The sequence below is a fragment of the Trichocoleus sp. DQ-A2 genome (genome assembly GCF_039961915.1).
Lineage (GTDB): Bacteria > Cyanobacteriota > Cyanobacteriia > Cyanobacteriales > FACHB-T130 > FACHB-T130.
The window spans coordinates 164,831-181,903 of sequence record NZ_JAMPKD010000012.1 but is presented as its reverse complement, the minus strand read 5'-3'; the positions used below and the strand labels follow the sequence as shown (position 1 = coordinate 181,903).

General features: G+C 50.2%; 10 protein-coding genes. 3 read left to right on the top strand and 7 right to left on the bottom strand.

The genetic code is table 11. The annotated features are described in order from the left end of the window. Positions 1-195: 195 nt before the first annotated feature. The gene (locus tag NC997_RS14400; protein ID WP_190527710.1) at positions 196-3,378 is read right to left on the bottom strand and encodes an efflux RND transporter permease subunit; all 3,183 of its coding nucleotides are present in this window, start codon (positions 3,376-3,378) and stop codon (positions 196-198) included. A gap of 78 nt (positions 3,379-3,456) precedes the next feature. Beyond that, positions 3,457-4,815: an efflux RND transporter periplasmic adaptor subunit gene (locus NC997_RS14395; RefSeq protein WP_190527712.1), complete on the bottom strand. Its 1,359-nt coding sequence runs from the start codon at positions 4,813-4,815 to the stop codon at positions 3,457-3,459. 186 nt (positions 4,816-5,001) lie between these two features. Between NC997_RS14395 and NC997_RS14390 the strand changes: the two genes are divergently transcribed. Then, on the top strand, positions 5,002-6,009 hold the full coding sequence (locus NC997_RS14390) for a zinc-dependent alcohol dehydrogenase family protein (RefSeq protein WP_190527714.1): 1,008 nt from the start codon (positions 5,002-5,004) through the stop codon (positions 6,007-6,009). 2 nt (positions 6,010-6,011) lie between these two features. On the opposite strand, the gene NC997_RS14385 is transcribed toward NC997_RS14390, so the two are convergent. The 3 genes from NC997_RS14385 to lgt form a co-directional block, all read right to left on the bottom strand. Beyond that, a complete protein-coding gene (locus tag NC997_RS14385; RefSeq protein ID WP_190426485.1) occupies positions 6,012-6,620 on the bottom strand; it encodes a hypothetical protein in 609 nt (202 codons plus the stop codon). Positions 6,621-6,786: 166 nt separating this feature from the next. Next, a complete protein-coding gene (cobM, locus tag NC997_RS14380) occupies positions 6,787-7,641 on the bottom strand; it encodes a precorrin-4 C(11)-methyltransferase (RefSeq protein WP_242030366.1) in 855 nt (284 codons plus the stop codon). A gap of 386 nt (positions 7,642-8,027) precedes the next feature. Beyond that, complete coding sequence (gene lgt, locus NC997_RS14375; protein WP_190527716.1) at positions 8,028-8,912, bottom strand: prolipoprotein diacylglyceryl transferase; 885 nt, start codon at positions 8,910-8,912, stop codon at positions 8,028-8,030. Between the two features lie 416 nt (positions 8,913-9,328). Here lgt and NC997_RS14370 point away from each other — a divergent pair, with 416 nt between their 5' ends. Both NC997_RS14370 and rlmN read left to right on the top strand, forming a co-directional pair. Then, positions 9,329-12,238, top strand: coding sequence for an ATP-binding protein (locus tag NC997_RS14370; RefSeq protein WP_190527718.1), 2,910 nt, complete (start codon positions 9,329-9,331; stop codon positions 12,236-12,238). A gap of 28 nt (positions 12,239-12,266) precedes the next feature. Next, entirely contained in the window at positions 12,267-13,394 is a 1,128-nt protein-coding gene (gene rlmN, locus NC997_RS14365; RefSeq protein ID WP_190527720.1) for a 23S rRNA (adenine(2503)-C(2))-methyltransferase RlmN, read from the top strand. Positions 13,395-13,425: 31 nt separating this feature from the next. On the opposite strand, the gene NC997_RS14360 is transcribed toward rlmN, so the two are convergent. Continuing rightward, the gene (locus tag NC997_RS14360) at positions 13,426-13,608 is read right to left on the bottom strand and encodes a replication restart DNA helicase PriA (protein WP_190414604.1); all 183 of its coding nucleotides are present in this window, start codon (positions 13,606-13,608) and stop codon (positions 13,426-13,428) included. Positions 13,609-14,301: 693 nt separating this feature from the next. Beyond that, positions 14,302-16,638: a glycoside hydrolase family 31 protein gene (locus NC997_RS14355; protein WP_190527722.1), complete on the bottom strand. Its 2,337-nt coding sequence runs from the start codon at positions 16,636-16,638 to the stop codon at positions 14,302-14,304. Positions 16,639-17,073 lie beyond the last annotated feature (435 nt).

Here is a 17,073-nt window from a genome sequence, read left to right as displayed (position 1 = left end):
CAAGCGCTGGGCAAAGAAGTTTCGCTATCGCCTCCCATACAAAATAAAACGCTGTGGCTATCGAGTTATAAGGGGTTTTCCAGCTCTAAGAAGCGATCGCTCTGTTGCCATCTAGTTTTCACAAGAGATCGCTTCTATAAAATAAAACCCCGTAGGTTGATACTTACGGGGTTTTAGTTGTGAAATGCACTCTAACTACTTTTTACCGACGGGGAATTTATCTTGTTCTGGGTTGGGAGTAGTGGGAAGCGATCGCTTCTCCTGTGACTTCGTCCGACGCACCTCCCCATTTTTGTGCCCCCGTTTTCTGCCAAATCCGCGCTTCGGCAGTTGCACAAGCCAGCGCTGCAAGTTGTCCACATAGGTGAATAGCACCGGCACTACCACCAGCGTTAGCAGCGTGGAAGTTGTGAAGCCGCCCATCAGCGCGATTCCCATTGGAGCGCGGACTTCAGCCCCCGCACCGATTCCCAAGGCAAGGGGAATCGTTCCCGCAATCGTAGCCAGAGAAGTCATCAAAATCGGTCGCAGACGATCCATCCCAGCGGCGATTAGCGCCTGATATTGCGACTTGCCTTCTTCCTGGTTAATCAAGGTATAGTCCACCAGTAGGATGGAGTTTTTCGTCACAATCCCCATCAGCAGCACAATCCCAATTAGCGCATATAACCCCAACGCTTCTTGGGCAATCATTAAACCCAACAGTGCTCCGCCTAAAGAAAGAGGCAACGCCACCATGATTGTCAGGGGATGGAGGAAATTGTTGTATAGCAGCACCAGGATGGCATAGATACACATAATTGCCAGTCCGATTGCCGAACCAAAGCGACCGAAAATCTCCTGCATAATCTCGGCATCCCCAGCCGATTCCTGCACGACTCCGGGAGGCAGATTTTTGAGGGCAGGTAGCTGTTGCACCGCTTGCACCGCATCTCCTAAAGCAAGACCCTGCAAGTTGGCTTGTACCGACACCTGACGAGCGCGATTAAACCGATCGATTTGCGCCGGACCGCTGCCAAAGCGGATATCTGCCACCGACAGTAAGGGAACCAGATTCCCGTTTTGGCTTGGCACCTGAAGATTTTTGAGCGTGTCAATATCCTGCCGCGCATCGGGATTTATCTGCACTCGAATCGGAATTTGCCGATCGGGGAGGTTAAACTTAGCCAGATTCGCTTCATTGTCGCCAATGGTGGCAAGGGATGCAGTACGCGCGATCGCCTGCACTGTCACGCCCAAATCTGCTGCTCGTGCCGCATCGGGAATAATCAGAATTTCTGGTTTCACCAAACTGGCAGTAGAGGTTGCTTCCACTAAACCGGGAACGCTTCTCATCTCCTTTTCCAGAGCATCTGCTGCCAGGTTCAAAGCTTCGGGGTTTTCACTTTTGAGGACAATTGATAAATCCTTGCTCGTTCCTCCGGCTCCCTGGCTTTGGAAACTAATCCGCGCTCCCGGCACTTGGGAGAACGCTTGGCGCATTTGTTTCTCAAACTCTTTCTGAGGAAGATCCTCGCGTTGTTCCTTCGGTTTCAGGTTGACAAAAAGATTGGCAGTATTAACTTCCGTCGTTGCCAAGACACTGTCAACGGCTGGGCTTTGCTGAATTAACTGAGTTGTCTGCTGTACAACTTTTTTAGTATCTTCCAGCGTCGAACCGGGAGGGAGTTGCACGGCAACTTCCGAGAAACCAATGTCACCGTTATCAAATAAACCTTTAGGAATAAACGGGACTAGCGCCAAACTGCCCAGGAAAAATGCCAGAGCGATCGCCATCGTTGTCAGGCGATGCCGCAAAGCCCACTTCAGCACAAAGCGATACGGTTGAAATCGATTTTTTTTCCGGCTGTTAGCGCCGTTCCCGTTCCCATTTCCGGGTGCGTGATTGGCGGGTGAGGTTTTCTTAGGTTTGAGCAAATAAGCGCCCATCATTGGGGTAATCGTCCGCGCCACCAGAGTAGAGAAGATTGTCGAGACAGCAACCGTCACCCCAAACGGCTGGAAAAACTGTCCCGGAATCCCACCCATAAACGCCACTGGCAAAAACACCGCGATAATCGTCGCCGCGCTCGCCAGCACTGCCAAACCCACTTCCGCTGAAGAATCCAAAGCCGCTTGGAAGGGCGTTTTGCCCATATCCATGTGGCGATCCATATTCTCAATTTCAACAACGGCATCATCCACCAAGTTCCCCACCGCCAGCGCCAATGCCAGCAAAGTCATGTTGTTGAGGGTGTAACCCAGCAAATATTGCACGGCAAAGGTAGGCAGCATGGACAACGGCAGCGCCACGGCAGTAATCAACGTGGCACGCCAGTTCCGCAAAAAGATCATAATCGTCAGCACTGCCAGCCCGGAGGCTTGGATCAAGTCATCAATCGTGCCTTCGTAGGATTCGCGGATAAAGTCAGCGCGAGTAAAGATGAGTTTTAGCTGGACATCCGTCCCCAGAGTTTTTTGCAGTTCTTCTACTTTCTGGCGTACCCCTTCTTCCACCGTCACCAGAGTGCTGCCAGTGCTACGCAAGACGGAAAAAGACACGACGGGTTGATTATTCAGTAGTGCCGCCTGCCGGGGGTCGGCAGAACCATCGCGGATCTCTCCCAGACTGGACAAGGGTACCGAACCCCCATTCGGAAGGATAATTTCATAGTTTTGCAACGCCTGGACGTTCGGCGCACTGCCTAAGGTACGAATGCTTTGTTCGCTCCCGCCTAACTCTGCTCGTCCGCCGGGTAAATTGACGTTGAGGGCGCGGATTTGGTCGTTGACTTGAGTGGCGGTAAGTCCCAGAGCTTTCAGACGATCGGGATCGAGATTGACGCGAATTTCGCGGTCAACACCGCCAACCCGCTTGATTTGAGCGACTCCCTCCACCGATAGCAGGGCGCGGCTAATCGTTTCGTCAACCAGATTACTTAATTCTTCTACCGATTTTTGCTTAGAAATGACGGCGTAGTTCATAATCGGCCCACCGGAGAACTCCAGCCGTTGCACGATCGGTTCGTTGATGTCTGCGGGTAAACTTTGGCGAATTTGGGCGACCGCATTGCGGACATCATTCGTCGCGCGATCGCTATCTGTCCCCAATACAAAATTAACGACGGTGGTAGAGACGCCGTCGTTAACTGTTGAATTTAATTGGTCTATATTTCCCAGACCCGCTACAGCATCTTCAATCGGTTTCGTCACCTGAGATTCCAGTTCCGCTGGTCCCGCCCCTGCCTGGGTGACGGTAATCGAAACCGTTGGTAGATCGATATTTGGGTTGATATCAATGCCCAAACCTGTAAAAGAAAACCAACCTACCACGGTCAAAATCAAAAATAAGACCAGGGTAGGGACGGGTTTGCGAATTGACCAGCCGGAAATGTTCATAAAAGGCGAATTGAAAGATTAAAAGATTGCTGATTGCTCGTGGCTAATCGCTGATTATCCTTCGCGATTAGCCATTGGCTATTGACTATCGACGACTCGAACTTTGTCGCCTTCTTTGAGATATCCGGCACCCGCGACGACGACGCGATCGCCTGGTTTTAACCCGCTCTTAATCTCCCTGGTGTCACCGCTCGCCACTTCTCCTAGTTCTACCTTCCGAGCTTGAACCGTGTCTTCACCCGATAGCAGGAATACAATTGCACTACCATCCGGCTGAGGGAGTATCGCCTTGGCAGGTACCGTTACCCCAGTTGTCGTAGTAGTCGTAATTGCGGCACGGGCAAACATCCCCGGTCGTAAAGACAAGCTTTCCCCACTTGAAGGTTGGGGCAGATCAATCGTGACGGTTGCTTCACGCCTTTGCGCGTTCACGAGGGGCGCAATTTCTCTGACTCGCCCCTGCAAGCGAACCCGGCTATCGTTATCCGAGGTAATCGTGGCGGGTGCCCCAATTTTTACTTGCGGCAGTTGGATCGCAGGAAGTTGTGCCTCTAGTTCCAGTTGTCCGTTACGGATGATGGAAAAAAGCGGTTTACTGCCAGAAGTGACATCTCCAATCCGGGCTATTTGCTGAATTTCATCATCTACTTTTGGTCTGGTAACAATGCCGCTAGCCGGAGCGCGAACCTGGGTTTGCCCTAGCTGAGTTTGCAGTTGTTGCAGATTTGCCGCACTGCTCCTGACCTCGGCTTCGGCACTATTGATATTCGCTTGGGCAAGCCGAACCTCTTCTCTAGCGGTTGCGGCAGTGGTGGCACGAGCATCTAGCTCTTGACGACTAATCGCGCCTGCCTGAGCCAGTTGCTGATAACGCTGGAGGTTCCGTTGGGCTTCTGCAAGGGTGGCGCGGCTTTGCGCTAAAGCGGCTTGTCTTTGCCGGACAGCGGCTTGGCTTGATTCTAGCTGTGCCTTCCCTCGATCGAGTTGCGCTTGTAGGACGGAATTATCCAGAACTGCCATTACCTGTCCGGCTTCCACGGTTTGCCCCTCGTCCACCAAAACTCTCTGGATTTGTAAGCCAGTTGTCTGGGACAAAACGGGGATGAGTTCGCGGGCTTCTACTGTGCCGCTGGTTGTCAGCGTGCGGGCAACCACGGCGGATTGGGCGACAGTTGCGGTGACACTTTGGCTGGGTGGTGCTGCCTGTTGCGTGGCATCTGGCTTCTTCGCAGTCTTAGGCTGTGAAAGCAGTTTCATTCCGCCTGCGGTGAGGGCGATGCCTAGCCCTAAGCCAAGCGCCACACCCTTCCAACCAGACAGACCTCTTTTTTTGCGGCTCCGCTTCCAGCCATCGTCGGAGGATTCTTCGTCACCGTCCCAGGTTTCATCTAATTCATCTAATTCATTAACTTCTATCTTTTTTGGGGCTTCGTCCATCACCGCGCTCCCTCCACGCTTTCACCTTACTGGCGGCAACCTTTTGCAAAGAAATGTTGCAAGGGCTACTTTTACTATGATGCAAAATTTCCGGAAAAAGATGCGATCGCAATGTGACGCTAGGAACCCAGACTTGCGGTAGAGTTCTCAATAAAAGACCCTTGGCTTAGCAACAAGAACGACCTGATGAAAGCAGTTTTGATGACAGCAGCTGGCACACCGGAAGTCTTGCAACTTCAGGAAGTCCCAAACCCGACGATTGAACAAGACACAGAAATCCTCGTCCGTCTTCGGGCGGCGGGAATCAACCCGATTGACACTAAATTGCGGCAGCGGGGTACCTTCTACCCAGACCAAATGCCCGCTATTTTAGGCTGTGATGGGGCGGGAGTCGTGGAAGCAGTCGGTTCTGGCGTCCAGCGGTTTAAGGTTGGCGACGAAGTGTATTTCTGTGCGGGTGGATTGGGGGCAAAGCTGGGAAATTATGCTCAAATGGCGGTTGTCGATGAGCGATTTGTTGCCAAGAAACCCGCCTCTATAAGCTTTGCAGAAGCCGCCGCTGCCCCTCTGGTTCTGATTACCGCTTGGGAAGCTTTATTTGAAAGGGGGCGGCTAGAACCCAAGGAACGGGTGCTGATTCACGCGGGTGCTGGCGGTGTCGGTCACGTCGCCATTCAACTAGCTAAGCTAAAAGGTGCGGAAGTTTGTACCACCGTTAGTTCTCAGGACAAGGCTGATTTTGTCCGCGAATTAGGTGCCGATGAGGTAATTTTTTATCAGCAAACTGACTTTGTACAGGCGGTTCTAGATTGGACTGGAGGAGAGGGCGTAGACTTAGCCTTTGATACGGTGGGCGGGGAAACCTTCTATAAAACGTTCCCCGCCGTGCGGGTTTATAGCGATCTGGTGACGATTCTGGAGCCAGACCCCACTTACTCTAATTGGAAGATTGCGCGATCGCGCAATCTCCGGATTAGCTTTGAATTGATGCTAACCCCTGCATTGCAAGGACTTCTGGAAGCTCAACAGCATCACGCAGAAATTTTAGAACAGTGTGCAACCTGGATTGATGAAGGTTCGCTGAAAATTCACCTCGCCAAAACCTTCCCCCTCGAAGCCGCCGCCGCCGCCCACCAACTGTTAGAAGCCGGATCGATTACAGGTAAAATCGCCTTGGTGATGGAGGGTGAATAAAACTAACCCTCGTTGCGTGGCTTCATTAGCTGCAAAAGTGCTGTCAAAGCCTTGTCTTCCGAGGCATTGACCCGGCGATCTAGCAAGGCAATGCTGACCGCTTTGGGAAGTGCGATCGCTGCAATATCTGGATCGAGTCCTTCCAGCAATTGCTCAAGCGACTGGGGCACTTTCAATGCCGATCTGACACCCAGCAGCATGGGTTCTTCTAAACCGAGTGCCTGAAGCTGACGAGACCAAACCTCCCAGCTGATCCTGACTTCCGGTTCCGCCGCCTGAATCAAATAAGCCAGCAACCGCTGTAGTTTACTTTGTTGCTGGGGCGTTAGCTGAGGCTGGGAATCCTCCGCTGGCTTTGCATCGGTTTCTTGATTAAGGTTGTGGACAATTTGCTGCCAGTCTTGTTTGTCGCACCCTTCGGGTTGGTCTACCGTCAGCGAAATGCTAATTTTTTGGTCTGAACCGGCGTTGAGGTGCGTGACTTGGGCACGTACACCGAGAAAGCCCAGCCACTGGGCAATCGTCCCAATCAGTGTGGAACGAGTTGCCTGACAGCTAGCGAGTAACCGGATTTGAGTGCGAACCATTGGGCGCACGATTTGCGAAAGCATAGTTTACAAAATTGCCTGGATGGTTATCTGCTTATTAACGCTTCATCTGCATTGGGTGCTGTTACCAATCAGACTTTTCTCACCTTACATTTTGCACCGGGAAACTTCTTCCCTACAGGTGTAGGTTTTTGACGATTTGGGAGCGTTAAATATTCAAAACTTACCCTTATAAGGAGGAGTTGGGGGAGAGGTTCGTGGATTTCTGGCGAAACAGATGAGTATGTTCAGGATCGTACAGACGCGAACGACGTTTCGCTGTCGCCAAAGACTCTGGCGTATTTTCCACCGTCCCCAAGGCGGGACTAATCACATAAAGCGTCGTCCGAATCAAATTTTCCTGCTGCGTCACAGTTGCCATTTGATCCAAAGGAACCAGGAAGATTTTCTCATCAGGCCAACCGACTCGAAAGCAAATCGCCACAGGTGTATCGGCGGGGTAGTGCTGCATCAGTTTCGCTTGCGCGTCTTCGACGTGACGCGCCGCTAGATAAAGGCATAAACTTGCCTGATGCGCTGCTAGGGAGGCTAATTCTTCTCGTTCCGGCACCGCTGAAGCGCGTCCGCTAATCCGGGTGAGGATAATCGTCTGTACCAGTCCTGGCACCGTTAGCTCAACTTTGAGCTTGGCGGCGGCTGCCTGGAAAGCACTGATGCCGGGGACAATTTCAAAAGGAATGTCAGCCTCTGCCAAGGCTTGCATTTGCTCGAAGACAGCACCGTAGAGGCTGGGGTCGCCAGAGTGGAGGCGGATCACAGATTTATGCGATCGCACTCGTTCAATCATCACTGGCAGAATTTCTTCGAGGGTTTTATTCCCGGTGCGAATAATTTCCGCATCCGCACGCACCCCCTGCAAAATTTGCACCGGCACCAGAGAATCGGCAAATAAGATTACATCCGCAACCGCGAGTAGTTTCTGCGCCTTAACCGTCAATAAATCTGGATCTCCCGGCCCTGCACCGACAATGTAAACGGCTGGTGCCAGGGGAGACAATGATTCGCCAATAAATTTAGTCGCCAATTCAGACAAACCTCTTCTAGAGTGTGTAACTTATCAGTCATCTGTTGATCGTTCTGCAATTTTGTCAAAATTGCAGATTGCTTCTGATTCCCGTACAGCGGTAGCTATCTGCGCCTACCGAGTCAAAAAAATTAAATTGATTACGGACACTTTCCGGATTCGTTCCACTTCCCCGGTAATTAAGGAATGGTAGATGCACCCTGGTTTTGCTCTAGAGTTTGACTCTAGAGCATTTTTTTTGGGATTTTTTTGGGAATAATTTCTCCTGAAACCTGGCTTTTTCTACCAATTCACTTGATTAACGCGACACTTCAATTCTTAAAGCCCGATCGGAAAGACGGTTGAGGCATCTGAGGTGTAATCTCGCCCCCGTGAAATGGGAGGATTCATCGTTGGGTGTTCTCGCTGGTAGCATTGTCATTACTAAAAGCTGACACGACATCTGGCAGAGAACGACGCAACAAATAAACCCAAGCCAGACCCGCCAATCCCAACGCCATTCCCAGCAAACTGATCGCTTGTGCCATTCGCAACGGCCCCAGCATCAAGCTATCGGTGCGTAACCCCTCAATCCAAACGCGACCGGCGCTATAAGCCACCATGTAAACCAAAAACAGCGTACCTGCCTTGAGACGTGGTCTCTTCAAATCCCGAAAAAACAAGGTCATCAGCAACCCAAAAACCATTAAATTCCAAAGAGATTCATAGAGAAAGGTGGGATGGAAGTAGGCAAAATTTTGGTAATCGGGCGGACGGTTCTCGACCGGAATCAACAGTTTCCAAGGCAAATTTGTGGGTGCCCCGAAGGCTTCAGAATTGAAGAAATTGCCCCAACGCCCGATGGCTTGACCCAAAATGACAGAGGGCGCGACTAAATCGGCAAGTTGCCAAAAAGAGATTTTTTGGATTCGGGCAAAAATCAAAGCTGCCAAAGTGCCACCGATGATCGCCCCATGAATGGCAATGCCTCCTTTCCAGATGGCAATGATGTCACCCGGTCTTTGGGCGTATTGTTCCCACTCAAACAAAACATAGTAGAGTCGGGCACTGGGAATCGCCGCTACAACTAGCCAGAGTGCGAAATCGCCCGGTATATCTGGGTTGATGTGACGGCGGGACGCCAGATATCGAGAAAGGGTGACGCCAATTAATACGGCTGAGGCAATTAATAGACCGTACCAGCGAATGGTAAACGGTCCCAGCTCAATGAGGATTGGGCCTGGAGAGGTAAATTCAAATGCCAAAGGCAGAGAGGAAATATCAAGAAGCATCGGCTTTGATTGAGTTCCAGCGTAGCCCGGACAAGACTCGCTGCTAGCACTTCATAGTTTATCGAATGCTTGATTCAAGTCTTGCATAGCAGCAGCTAGATCGCGATCGCTCACACGCCTCTAGCCAATTCTCAGTCCCCTAGTCTCAGTCCCCTGGTCTCAGTTCCGTTGAAATCTGGACACGCTGACACCCCTTTCCAAGGGCAATCAACATTCAATCAATCAAATTACTGCTGACCCTTGCGAAAAATGTCAAATTGTGCAAGTAAACAAGTTTCACGATCGCAAGCAGCAAGATTAAGACAAATAGCGGTAGCGAGTACCGATCCGATAGATAGATATTGATATCGCAACTGTACTTATATACGACCGTGATGGCAGCACTCGCGGAACCATCACGCTGAGATCGAACAGAGATGACTGAAGACCGAATTACTCAAAATCTTATCGTTGAAAATCGTAATCTGCGCCTAAATCAGCGTTCATCTATGCACCTGCCGCGCAGCCTGAGTGCCTTAGAAACTTGGGGTTTTGGGTTCACAGGTCATCTAGCCTGGATTGGCACAGCCCCGCTAATTCATGCAGCATTAGGAGCATCTGCCATCTTTGTGTGGTTGCCCGCAGCGATTGTGGGCATGCTGCTGAATCTGCAAGTGAAACGCTTAGGAGAACACTGGCCTGAAATATCGGGAGGAACTCCAAATTACACGACTAAGTTACTCAAAAACTATCCCGGTCTAGCTCGTTATGCGGCGATCGCGTACTTCATCGGCTGGGCAGGATATCTGCCAATCAACCCAATTATCCTGACGAATCTCATCAAGACTAATCTAGAACCTTTAGGGATTGATTGTCCAGAAACGGCTCTGAAAATAGGATTCACGCTGATTGCTTATATTGTCGCGTTCAGCGGCACGCGAGCTTTAGCAATCTTGCACACGTTTTTCATTCTTCCAGCAGTCGGATTCTTATTGGTGTTTTGTCTTCAAGGTCTAGGATGGTTAGCCTTCTCGCCCGCGAGTCCCGGATTTTTTCCTAGCACCTGGTCAACCTTAAACTTTGTGGATTGGGCAAAGTGGTCTTTTTTCGCAATCTACATTGCCTACGCCTGCGAGACAGCCTCCGCATTTGTCGCCGACAGCCGACGCCCTGGAGAAACGCTGCGATTTCTCAGCTTGGCAGCTTGGCTAATGCCGCCGGTCATTCTGGGCGGTTCTTGGGTACTCATGCGCTTGGCAACTGTACCAGACTTGGGCGAAGACACGTTCTTGAACTTTTTCACAGCAGCAAAGCCCTTCTGGGGCGAGTCAGCTTCCTTAATCGTGACCCTCCTGATCGTCTCTAGCTGCCTTCTCGCTTGCGCGACTGCGGTTTCTAATTCTCCCCGCATTTTGTACCAACTTGCCCTAGACGGACACCTTTCACCCGTCTTCGCGGTCGTCTCCCGGCAAGGCGTTCTGCAACCTGCCCTAATATTTTCCCTTGGCATCAGCTTGATCTATTTGCTTTGGGGAGATATTTCTCGAATTGTGGTAGTAACGGGTACTGGCTATCTTGTCGCCATTATGTCAATCCAGCTGGGCTTGTGGTTGCAGCGAGGCAAACCCGAAGTGCGCTGGCCTTGGTGGTCGCTGGGCTTCTTCGCCCTCGAGGCGGTTGTTCTGGTAGTGGGGGGTTTAAGTTGGAGCTGGCAAGATGTGCTAGTTGGGCTGCTGTCTCCCATCGCTGTTTTGGCTTGTGATGCAGCGATTCGTCGGATCGCATTTGAGCCTTTCCACCCAGCCTGGTGGATTGAGCGTTACCGGGTGAAAAGCTTTCAGGTCAAAGATTTTGTTGCCTTTCAGGTGATCGTCCTGATTCTATTGGTTTGTAGTGCGACGGCGATCGCCTGGGTGCTTCGGAACGGGATTGGGCAGATTTCTGGGAATGCCAGTAACAATCTTTTAGTCATTTTGCTGATGACGCTCGCTTTTGTAGCGATCGCAGTTGCCTGCTGGACTAGCTTGCCTCAAGTGGCTGCGATCGCTGAAGCACGGGAACACGCGGAAAATCTTTTTATCACTGCCCTAGACACGGTTCCGGATACCATTCTCGTTTTGGATGAGGGCGGCGCGATTCGTCAAGCCAACCCAGCCGCTGTTGCCCTTTTCGAGATGGACGCTCATCAGCTGATTGGGCGTCGCCTCAACGATTTCCTCCCTGGGTTAGCTGGGTCGCCTGAGATTTGGCAAAGTCGCAGCGAACAGACATTCCGGCAGGATGAAACAAGCTTACGCACGATCGAGGTGACGCTTTCCCACCGCTCAAATCGCCAACTTCAAGAATATATTGTCATCCTACGCGACATCACGGAGCGCAAGCTCTCAGAAGAAACATTGCAGCAATCGGAAGAGACTGCTAGAAAGCAAGCGATCGCTCTAGAACAAACCCTGCGAGACCTGCGGCAAACCCAAGCTCAATTAATTCAAACTGAGAAAATGTCTAGCCTCGGTCAACTCGTTGCGGGTGTTGCCCATGAGATTAATAACCCTGTCAACTTCATCTACGGAAACCTGACCCATGTGGGTAACTACACTCAGGATCTTCTCGGTTTAGTTAACTTTTACCAGCAGGGTTATTCCTACACTGATCCAAACATTCAAGGCTTGGTTGAAGAGATCGATCTTGATTTTCTAATTGAGGATTTGCCGAAAACTTTGTCTTCGATGAAAGTAGGGGCAAACCGCATTCGGGAGATTGTTCTGACTTTGCGTAACTTTTCTCGGTTAGATGAAGCCGAGATGAAACCTGTCAACATTCATGAGGGAATCGATAGTACCCTCGTGATTTTGCACAATCGCCTCAAGCATAAACCAGAGTTTCCGGCTATTCAGGTTATCAAGCAATATGGCAACTTGCCGCTGGTGGAATGTTATGCCGGACAAATGAATCAGGTATTTATGAATATCTTGAATAATTCGATTGATGCTTTGCAGGAGCAAGATAAAGCGCGAAGCTCAGAAGAAATTAAAAAGAAACCCAGCACTTTAACAATTTCTACCCAACTTTTAGACAAGAATTGGGTGAGAATCGGGATTAAAGATAATGGGCCGGGGATGAGTGCAAGTGTCCTAGGGCAACTGTTTGACCCGTTCTTTACAACAAAACCAGTCGGTCAAGGCACTGGACTGGGTTTATCGATTAGCTATCAAATTGTTGTAGAAAAGCATGGCGGAAAGATGAAGTGTCTATCTCGACCTGGGGAAGGTGCAGAGTTTCAAATTGAGATTCCGATCGGGCAAACTTATAAAGTGAACCCCAGCGTCGATCGAGAGGTTCTAGGATAGAGATCCTAGCGAAAACTTTTGATTATTTATGTCTGCTACGTCCCGCTCTCAGGTTCAGTCTTCTACAGACAGTCAGCATCAAAATCAGTTTGATGAAACTGCGCCCGTTGCTAAACAGGGGGTAACGAATAAAAACCCAGCCAGAACGATTCCTCCTCTTTTAGGGGCAAATTTAGCTGAATTAACCCAATGGGTGCTTGCTCAAGGACAACCGGCTTATCGGGGACAGCAACTGCATCAGTGGATTTATGAAAAAGGAGCGCGATCGCTTTCTGAAATTACTGTATTTTCTAAGCAGTGGCGCGACCAAGTAGCAGATGTCCCGATTGGACGCTCTACGATACATCATCGTTCTGTCGCCCCGGATGACACGGTGAAATATCTGCTGCGGTTGGCAGATGGTCAAATTATTGAAACAGTCGGCATTCCCACAGAAAAGCGCCTCACGGTGTGCGTGTCTTCCCAGGTGGGTTGTCCGATGGCTTGCGACTTCTGCGCTACGGGGAAGGGAGGTTTTACCCGCAATCTTGCACGCCACGAAATCGTCGATCAGGTGTTAACGGTTCAGGAAGACTTCAAGCGACGAGTCAGCCATATTGTGTTTATGGGGATGGGGGAACCGTTACTGAATACGGTAAATGTTCTGGGAGCGCTAGAGATCCTGAATAAAGATGTGGGAATTGGACAGCGTTCGATTACGCTCTCCACTGTGGGAGTACGCGATCGCATCCTCGATTTAGCGCAACATCACTTGCAAATCACCCTTGCAGTTAGCCTCCACGCACCCAATCAGGCACTTCGGGAAAAACTTATCCCCACGGCTCAGCGATATCCCCTGGAAGATTTGTTAGCAGAATGTCGGGAATATGTTCAATTAACAGGTCGCAGATTGACATTTGAATACGTCCTGCTTGCGGGTGTGAACGATCTTCCCCAACACGCGAATGAACTTGCATCCCGCCTGCGGGGATTCCAAACTCACGTCAATTTAATTCCCTACAATCCTATCCACGATGCTGACTATCAGCGTCCGGATTCTACTCGGATTCAAGCTTTTGTAGCAGCTCTGAAAAAACAGCATATTGCTGTTAGCGTTCGCTACTCTCGTGGTTTAGAAGCCAATGCTGCTTGCGGACAACTTCGAGCTTCTAAATAATTCAGTAAAAGCAATTCTTTGAGGATTGCTTCTACAGACGACTTGCATCAAGACCGGGTGCGTATGCTTCGATTACTCTCCCGGTTCGAGAACAAGTTACCATCAAGTAGTCACAAGTACGGCATTGTGTCCGCGTTAGCTGGCTGCTAGAAATGTAATGCCGTTCACCCGGACTGCCACAGTTAGGACAGCGAATTGCTTGGACGAGCTGCATTGTTAAAGTTTTCATGTCAGTAAGTTTTTTAAAACAAGAGAATTGCTAGATTTGACCCCGATACCATCCGGTAAAAGTGTAGCTAAAGTAACAATTTAGCTACATACAATGAGTGAAAAATCAATTTACCTTTCTAGACTATTATGGCAACCTTTTTGATAATTATCCATAATCAATTGAATGATTTATATGAATCATTCTTTAGGAATATGCGTCTATCTAGCTTTGATCCCCATTGTGAACTTATGCAAATGCGGGAGGTTTGCACAGGCATTTAACATCGTTTAGACATTTCTGACGTATTGATTTTGTAAAGTTGGGCAGTTCTTTAGCAATAATTTATAGAAGTTCTCAACATCTATCAGAATTAAATTTACAGCTAAAATAAAATTCTCTGGTTAAACTTTATGTGGATTTAAGGTTTAATAAAATTCTGGCATCTGTCTATAGAGATATTTCGTTTTTTACAAAATAGGGTTGAGCGAGAAGATTGCAGATAGGGGCATCAGCGATCGCTCTGATGGAACGTAAAGGATGCCAAAAAAAGCGATTCACCCTCAAGAGCAAATCGCTGACCGTTAAGGATTGAGATTAAATCCGGTTAATCGCGCCTCCCATTAGAAGCACCTCCTCACTCCGGCTCCCCTCTCCGTGAAGGTCGAGGGTCTGGGGGTGAGGTTCTATCAAGCCAATTTAAAAAGTCAGTTGACGCGCCGTACTATCGTCAACAAAACGCTGTTCGCCAACACCCACTAGCTGCACGATGGTTTCACGGGTCGAGAGCGTCCAATTGCCCTCTCGCGCTGGAATTTCAACCACCGTTTGTTGTCCTTGGGAATAAACGCGGTAGGTTGTGGTTGCAAAGGCACCCGTTTGATATTCAAACGTATGCCCATCATCTTCATAGAGCCTAAACTCGCCATTTCCAGGCCAGATGCGGAGGGTGAGTTCGTCAAGGGGACGCTCATCCGTGTATTGCATCACCGGCTGCATGGGGATTATCGCTCCCGCACGCACATATAGCGGCATTCGCTCTAACGGTGCATGAGCTAAGATATGCGTCGCGCCTTGGTAACGTTCTCCTGTCCACCAGTCGTACCAAGTGCCTTCGGGAAGATACACGGCCCGGTATTCCACTCCTGGTCGATAGATGGGTGCTGCCATGAGGGAAGAACCGAGCAATACTTGGTCGTAGAGTTTATAGGTTTTCGGGTCGTTGGGGAAATGATAGAGTAAGGGACGTAAAATCGGTGCGCCAGTAGTTGCAGCTTCCCAGAAAAGCGTGTAAACGTAGGGCAATAGCTGGTAGCGGAGATTAATATATTCGCGGCAGATAGCTTCAACGCGATCGCCAAAAACCCAAGGTTCGTGTCTTGCCGTACTCATCGCCGAGTGACCCCGCATCAACGGGTAAAGCATTCCCACTTGCATCCACCGGGCAAATAATTCCGCCGTGGCGTTGCCAGCAAAACCGCCAATATCGGAACCGACAAACGCCACACCCGATAGTCCCATATTGCAGAGCATCGGCAGGGACATTTCCAGATACTCCCACAGTGATTGATTATCGCCCATCCACACCGACGACCAACGCTGAATTCCGGCAAAACCGGAACGTGTCAGCACAAACGATCGCTCTGTAGAACGCAGCCGCTTCAGCCCTTCGCAAGCCGATTGAGCCATTGATTGCCCATACAGGTTGTGAGTTTCGGTATGGGTAGTGCGTTCTTCCGGCGAACCTTGGGGGGCATCTAAGGGAAAGGATATTTTATTCCCCGGATCTCCAAACGGGCGATCGTCTATCGCCGGTTCGTTCATATCGTTCCAGATACCCGCAACGCCGACTTCTGTCAGACTTTTGTGCAAGTCGCCCCACCACTGGCGCACTTCCGGACGCAGAAAATCGGGAAATACTGCTTTGTCGGGCCAAACGTAGCCGTGGAATAGCTCACCCTCTGCCTTACGGATAAAATAGTCATTTTCTATCCCTTGGTCGAAGACGTGGTAATCGGCTTCCGGCTCGTACTTGACGCCTGGATCGATAATTGTCACCGTCTTGAAGCCATCCTGCGCCAAGTCATTGACCAATTGGGCAGGATCGGGGAACCGTTTGGGACTCCAGGTAAACACCCGGTAGCCCTTCATGTAGTCGATATCGAGATGAATCACATCGCAAGGGATGCGACGGTTGCGGAATTCCTGGGCAAGTTCTCGCACCACCTCCTCAGATTCGTAACTCCAACGGCATTGGTGATAACCAAGCGACCATTTCGGCGGAAGTTGCATCCGACCAGTTAGTTGGGTGTAGGTGCTAAGAATTTGCGCCGGTTCGGGGCCGTAAATGATGTAATAATCCAGTTCATCGCCCCGCGTTTCCATCCGATAGACGCCCGGTTGTTCCGCACCGATGTCGAACTGGCTCCAAAAAGTAGTGTTAAAGAAGATACCGTAGGCGAGTTCTGGACGCAGCGCTATGAAAAATGGAATCGCCTGGTACATTTCATCGGTAAAAGAGCTGTAATCGAGGGCGTCAACTGTCCAGTTTGTTTGGACTTCGCTGAGTTTGTCGAGTAGCTTAGTGCGTTCGCCAAAACCGTAGAAATGTTCATCGGCTTCGATGCGCTTCCAGGCAGCGATCGCGCCCATGCGTCCAGCCATCCCCATTCCGGTGTCTTGCGCGAAAGGTCGCCCAGTTTTATCAAAACACTCGATCCGACACCCTTGGCGGTGGATGTACACGCGCATCTGCTCGGTTTCGATTTCTACCGCTGCGTCAGTCTCCCGAACTTGGAAGGGGACGATTGACCATTCTGGATCGTCTAAGGTGACTGCCCACGAACGACGCGGCATCAATTCGCCACTCGGTGCCCAGCGGACTCGGACTAAGTTTGGTGCCAGGATGCTAATGGCAAGGCGCGAATTCTCACAATCGCCGTAGATTCCTCGATCGTGGCGTTCTATGGTTTTTAGGGTTCCAATTGTTGACCAAGATGTCCCTGTCGTAGGCAGTTTTCCAAAATATTGCGGCATCACCCCTCCCGGTAAACTGTGAATTTGAGTAGAAGCGATTGATAAATTGCCCCTACAGCTAGCGATCGCTAATGAGCAAAATGCTTTTACTCACCTCGATCCAGCTTGTAACAGTTGATCGGCTGCGGCTTCTTCCAGGGGGAAGGTTTTGCTGCGGAGAAGCAGGGCTTTGAGAAGTCCGTTTAACATAGATCAGGACTTACGCTCTCGTTATGGAAAAACGAACCGCCAAGGACGCCAAGGACGCGAAGGAATAAGAGTTTTAGAGAGTTATTGCGTAAGTCCTCATAGGTGTCAGCATCAATTCAAAGCGTATGGGATATGATTGCGCGATCGCGTTAGCGAAGCGAGGCGTTAGCCTAGCGCTGAAGGCTGCTGCCGAGAACATCGGCGGTTATCCCCGCCCAACTGATGCACAATCTAGACTTGAAGAAG

Coding starts and splice junctions, on each gene's coding strand:
- NC997_RS14400 (WP_190527710.1), bottom strand. CDS start 3,378: ATGAACATTTCCGGCTGGTCAATTCGCAAACCCGTCCCTACCCTGGTC.
- NC997_RS14395 (WP_190527712.1), bottom strand. CDS start 4,815: ATGGACGAAGCCCCAAAAAAGATAGAAGTTAATGAATTAGATGAATTA.
- NC997_RS14390 (WP_190527714.1), top strand. CDS start 5,002: ATGAAAGCAGTTTTGATGACAGCAGCTGGCACACCGGAAGTCTTGCAA.
- NC997_RS14385 (WP_190426485.1), bottom strand. CDS start 6,620: ATGCTTTCGCAAATCGTGCGCCCAATGGTTCGCACTCAAATCCGGTTA.
- lgt (WP_190527716.1), bottom strand. CDS start 8,912: ATGCTTCTTGATATTTCCTCTCTGCCTTTGGCATTTGAATTTACCTCT.
- NC997_RS14370 (WP_190527718.1), top strand. CDS start 9,329: ATGACTGAAGACCGAATTACTCAAAATCTTATCGTTGAAAATCGTAAT.
- rlmN (WP_190527720.1), top strand. CDS start 12,267: ATGTCTGCTACGTCCCGCTCTCAGGTTCAGTCTTCTACAGACAGTCAG.
- NC997_RS14360 (WP_190414604.1), bottom strand. CDS start 13,608: ATGCAGCTCGTCCAAGCAATTCGCTGTCCTAACTGTGGCAGTCCGGGT.
- NC997_RS14355 (WP_190527722.1), bottom strand. CDS start 16,638: ATGCCGCAATATTTTGGAAAACTGCCTACGACAGGGACATCTTGGTCA.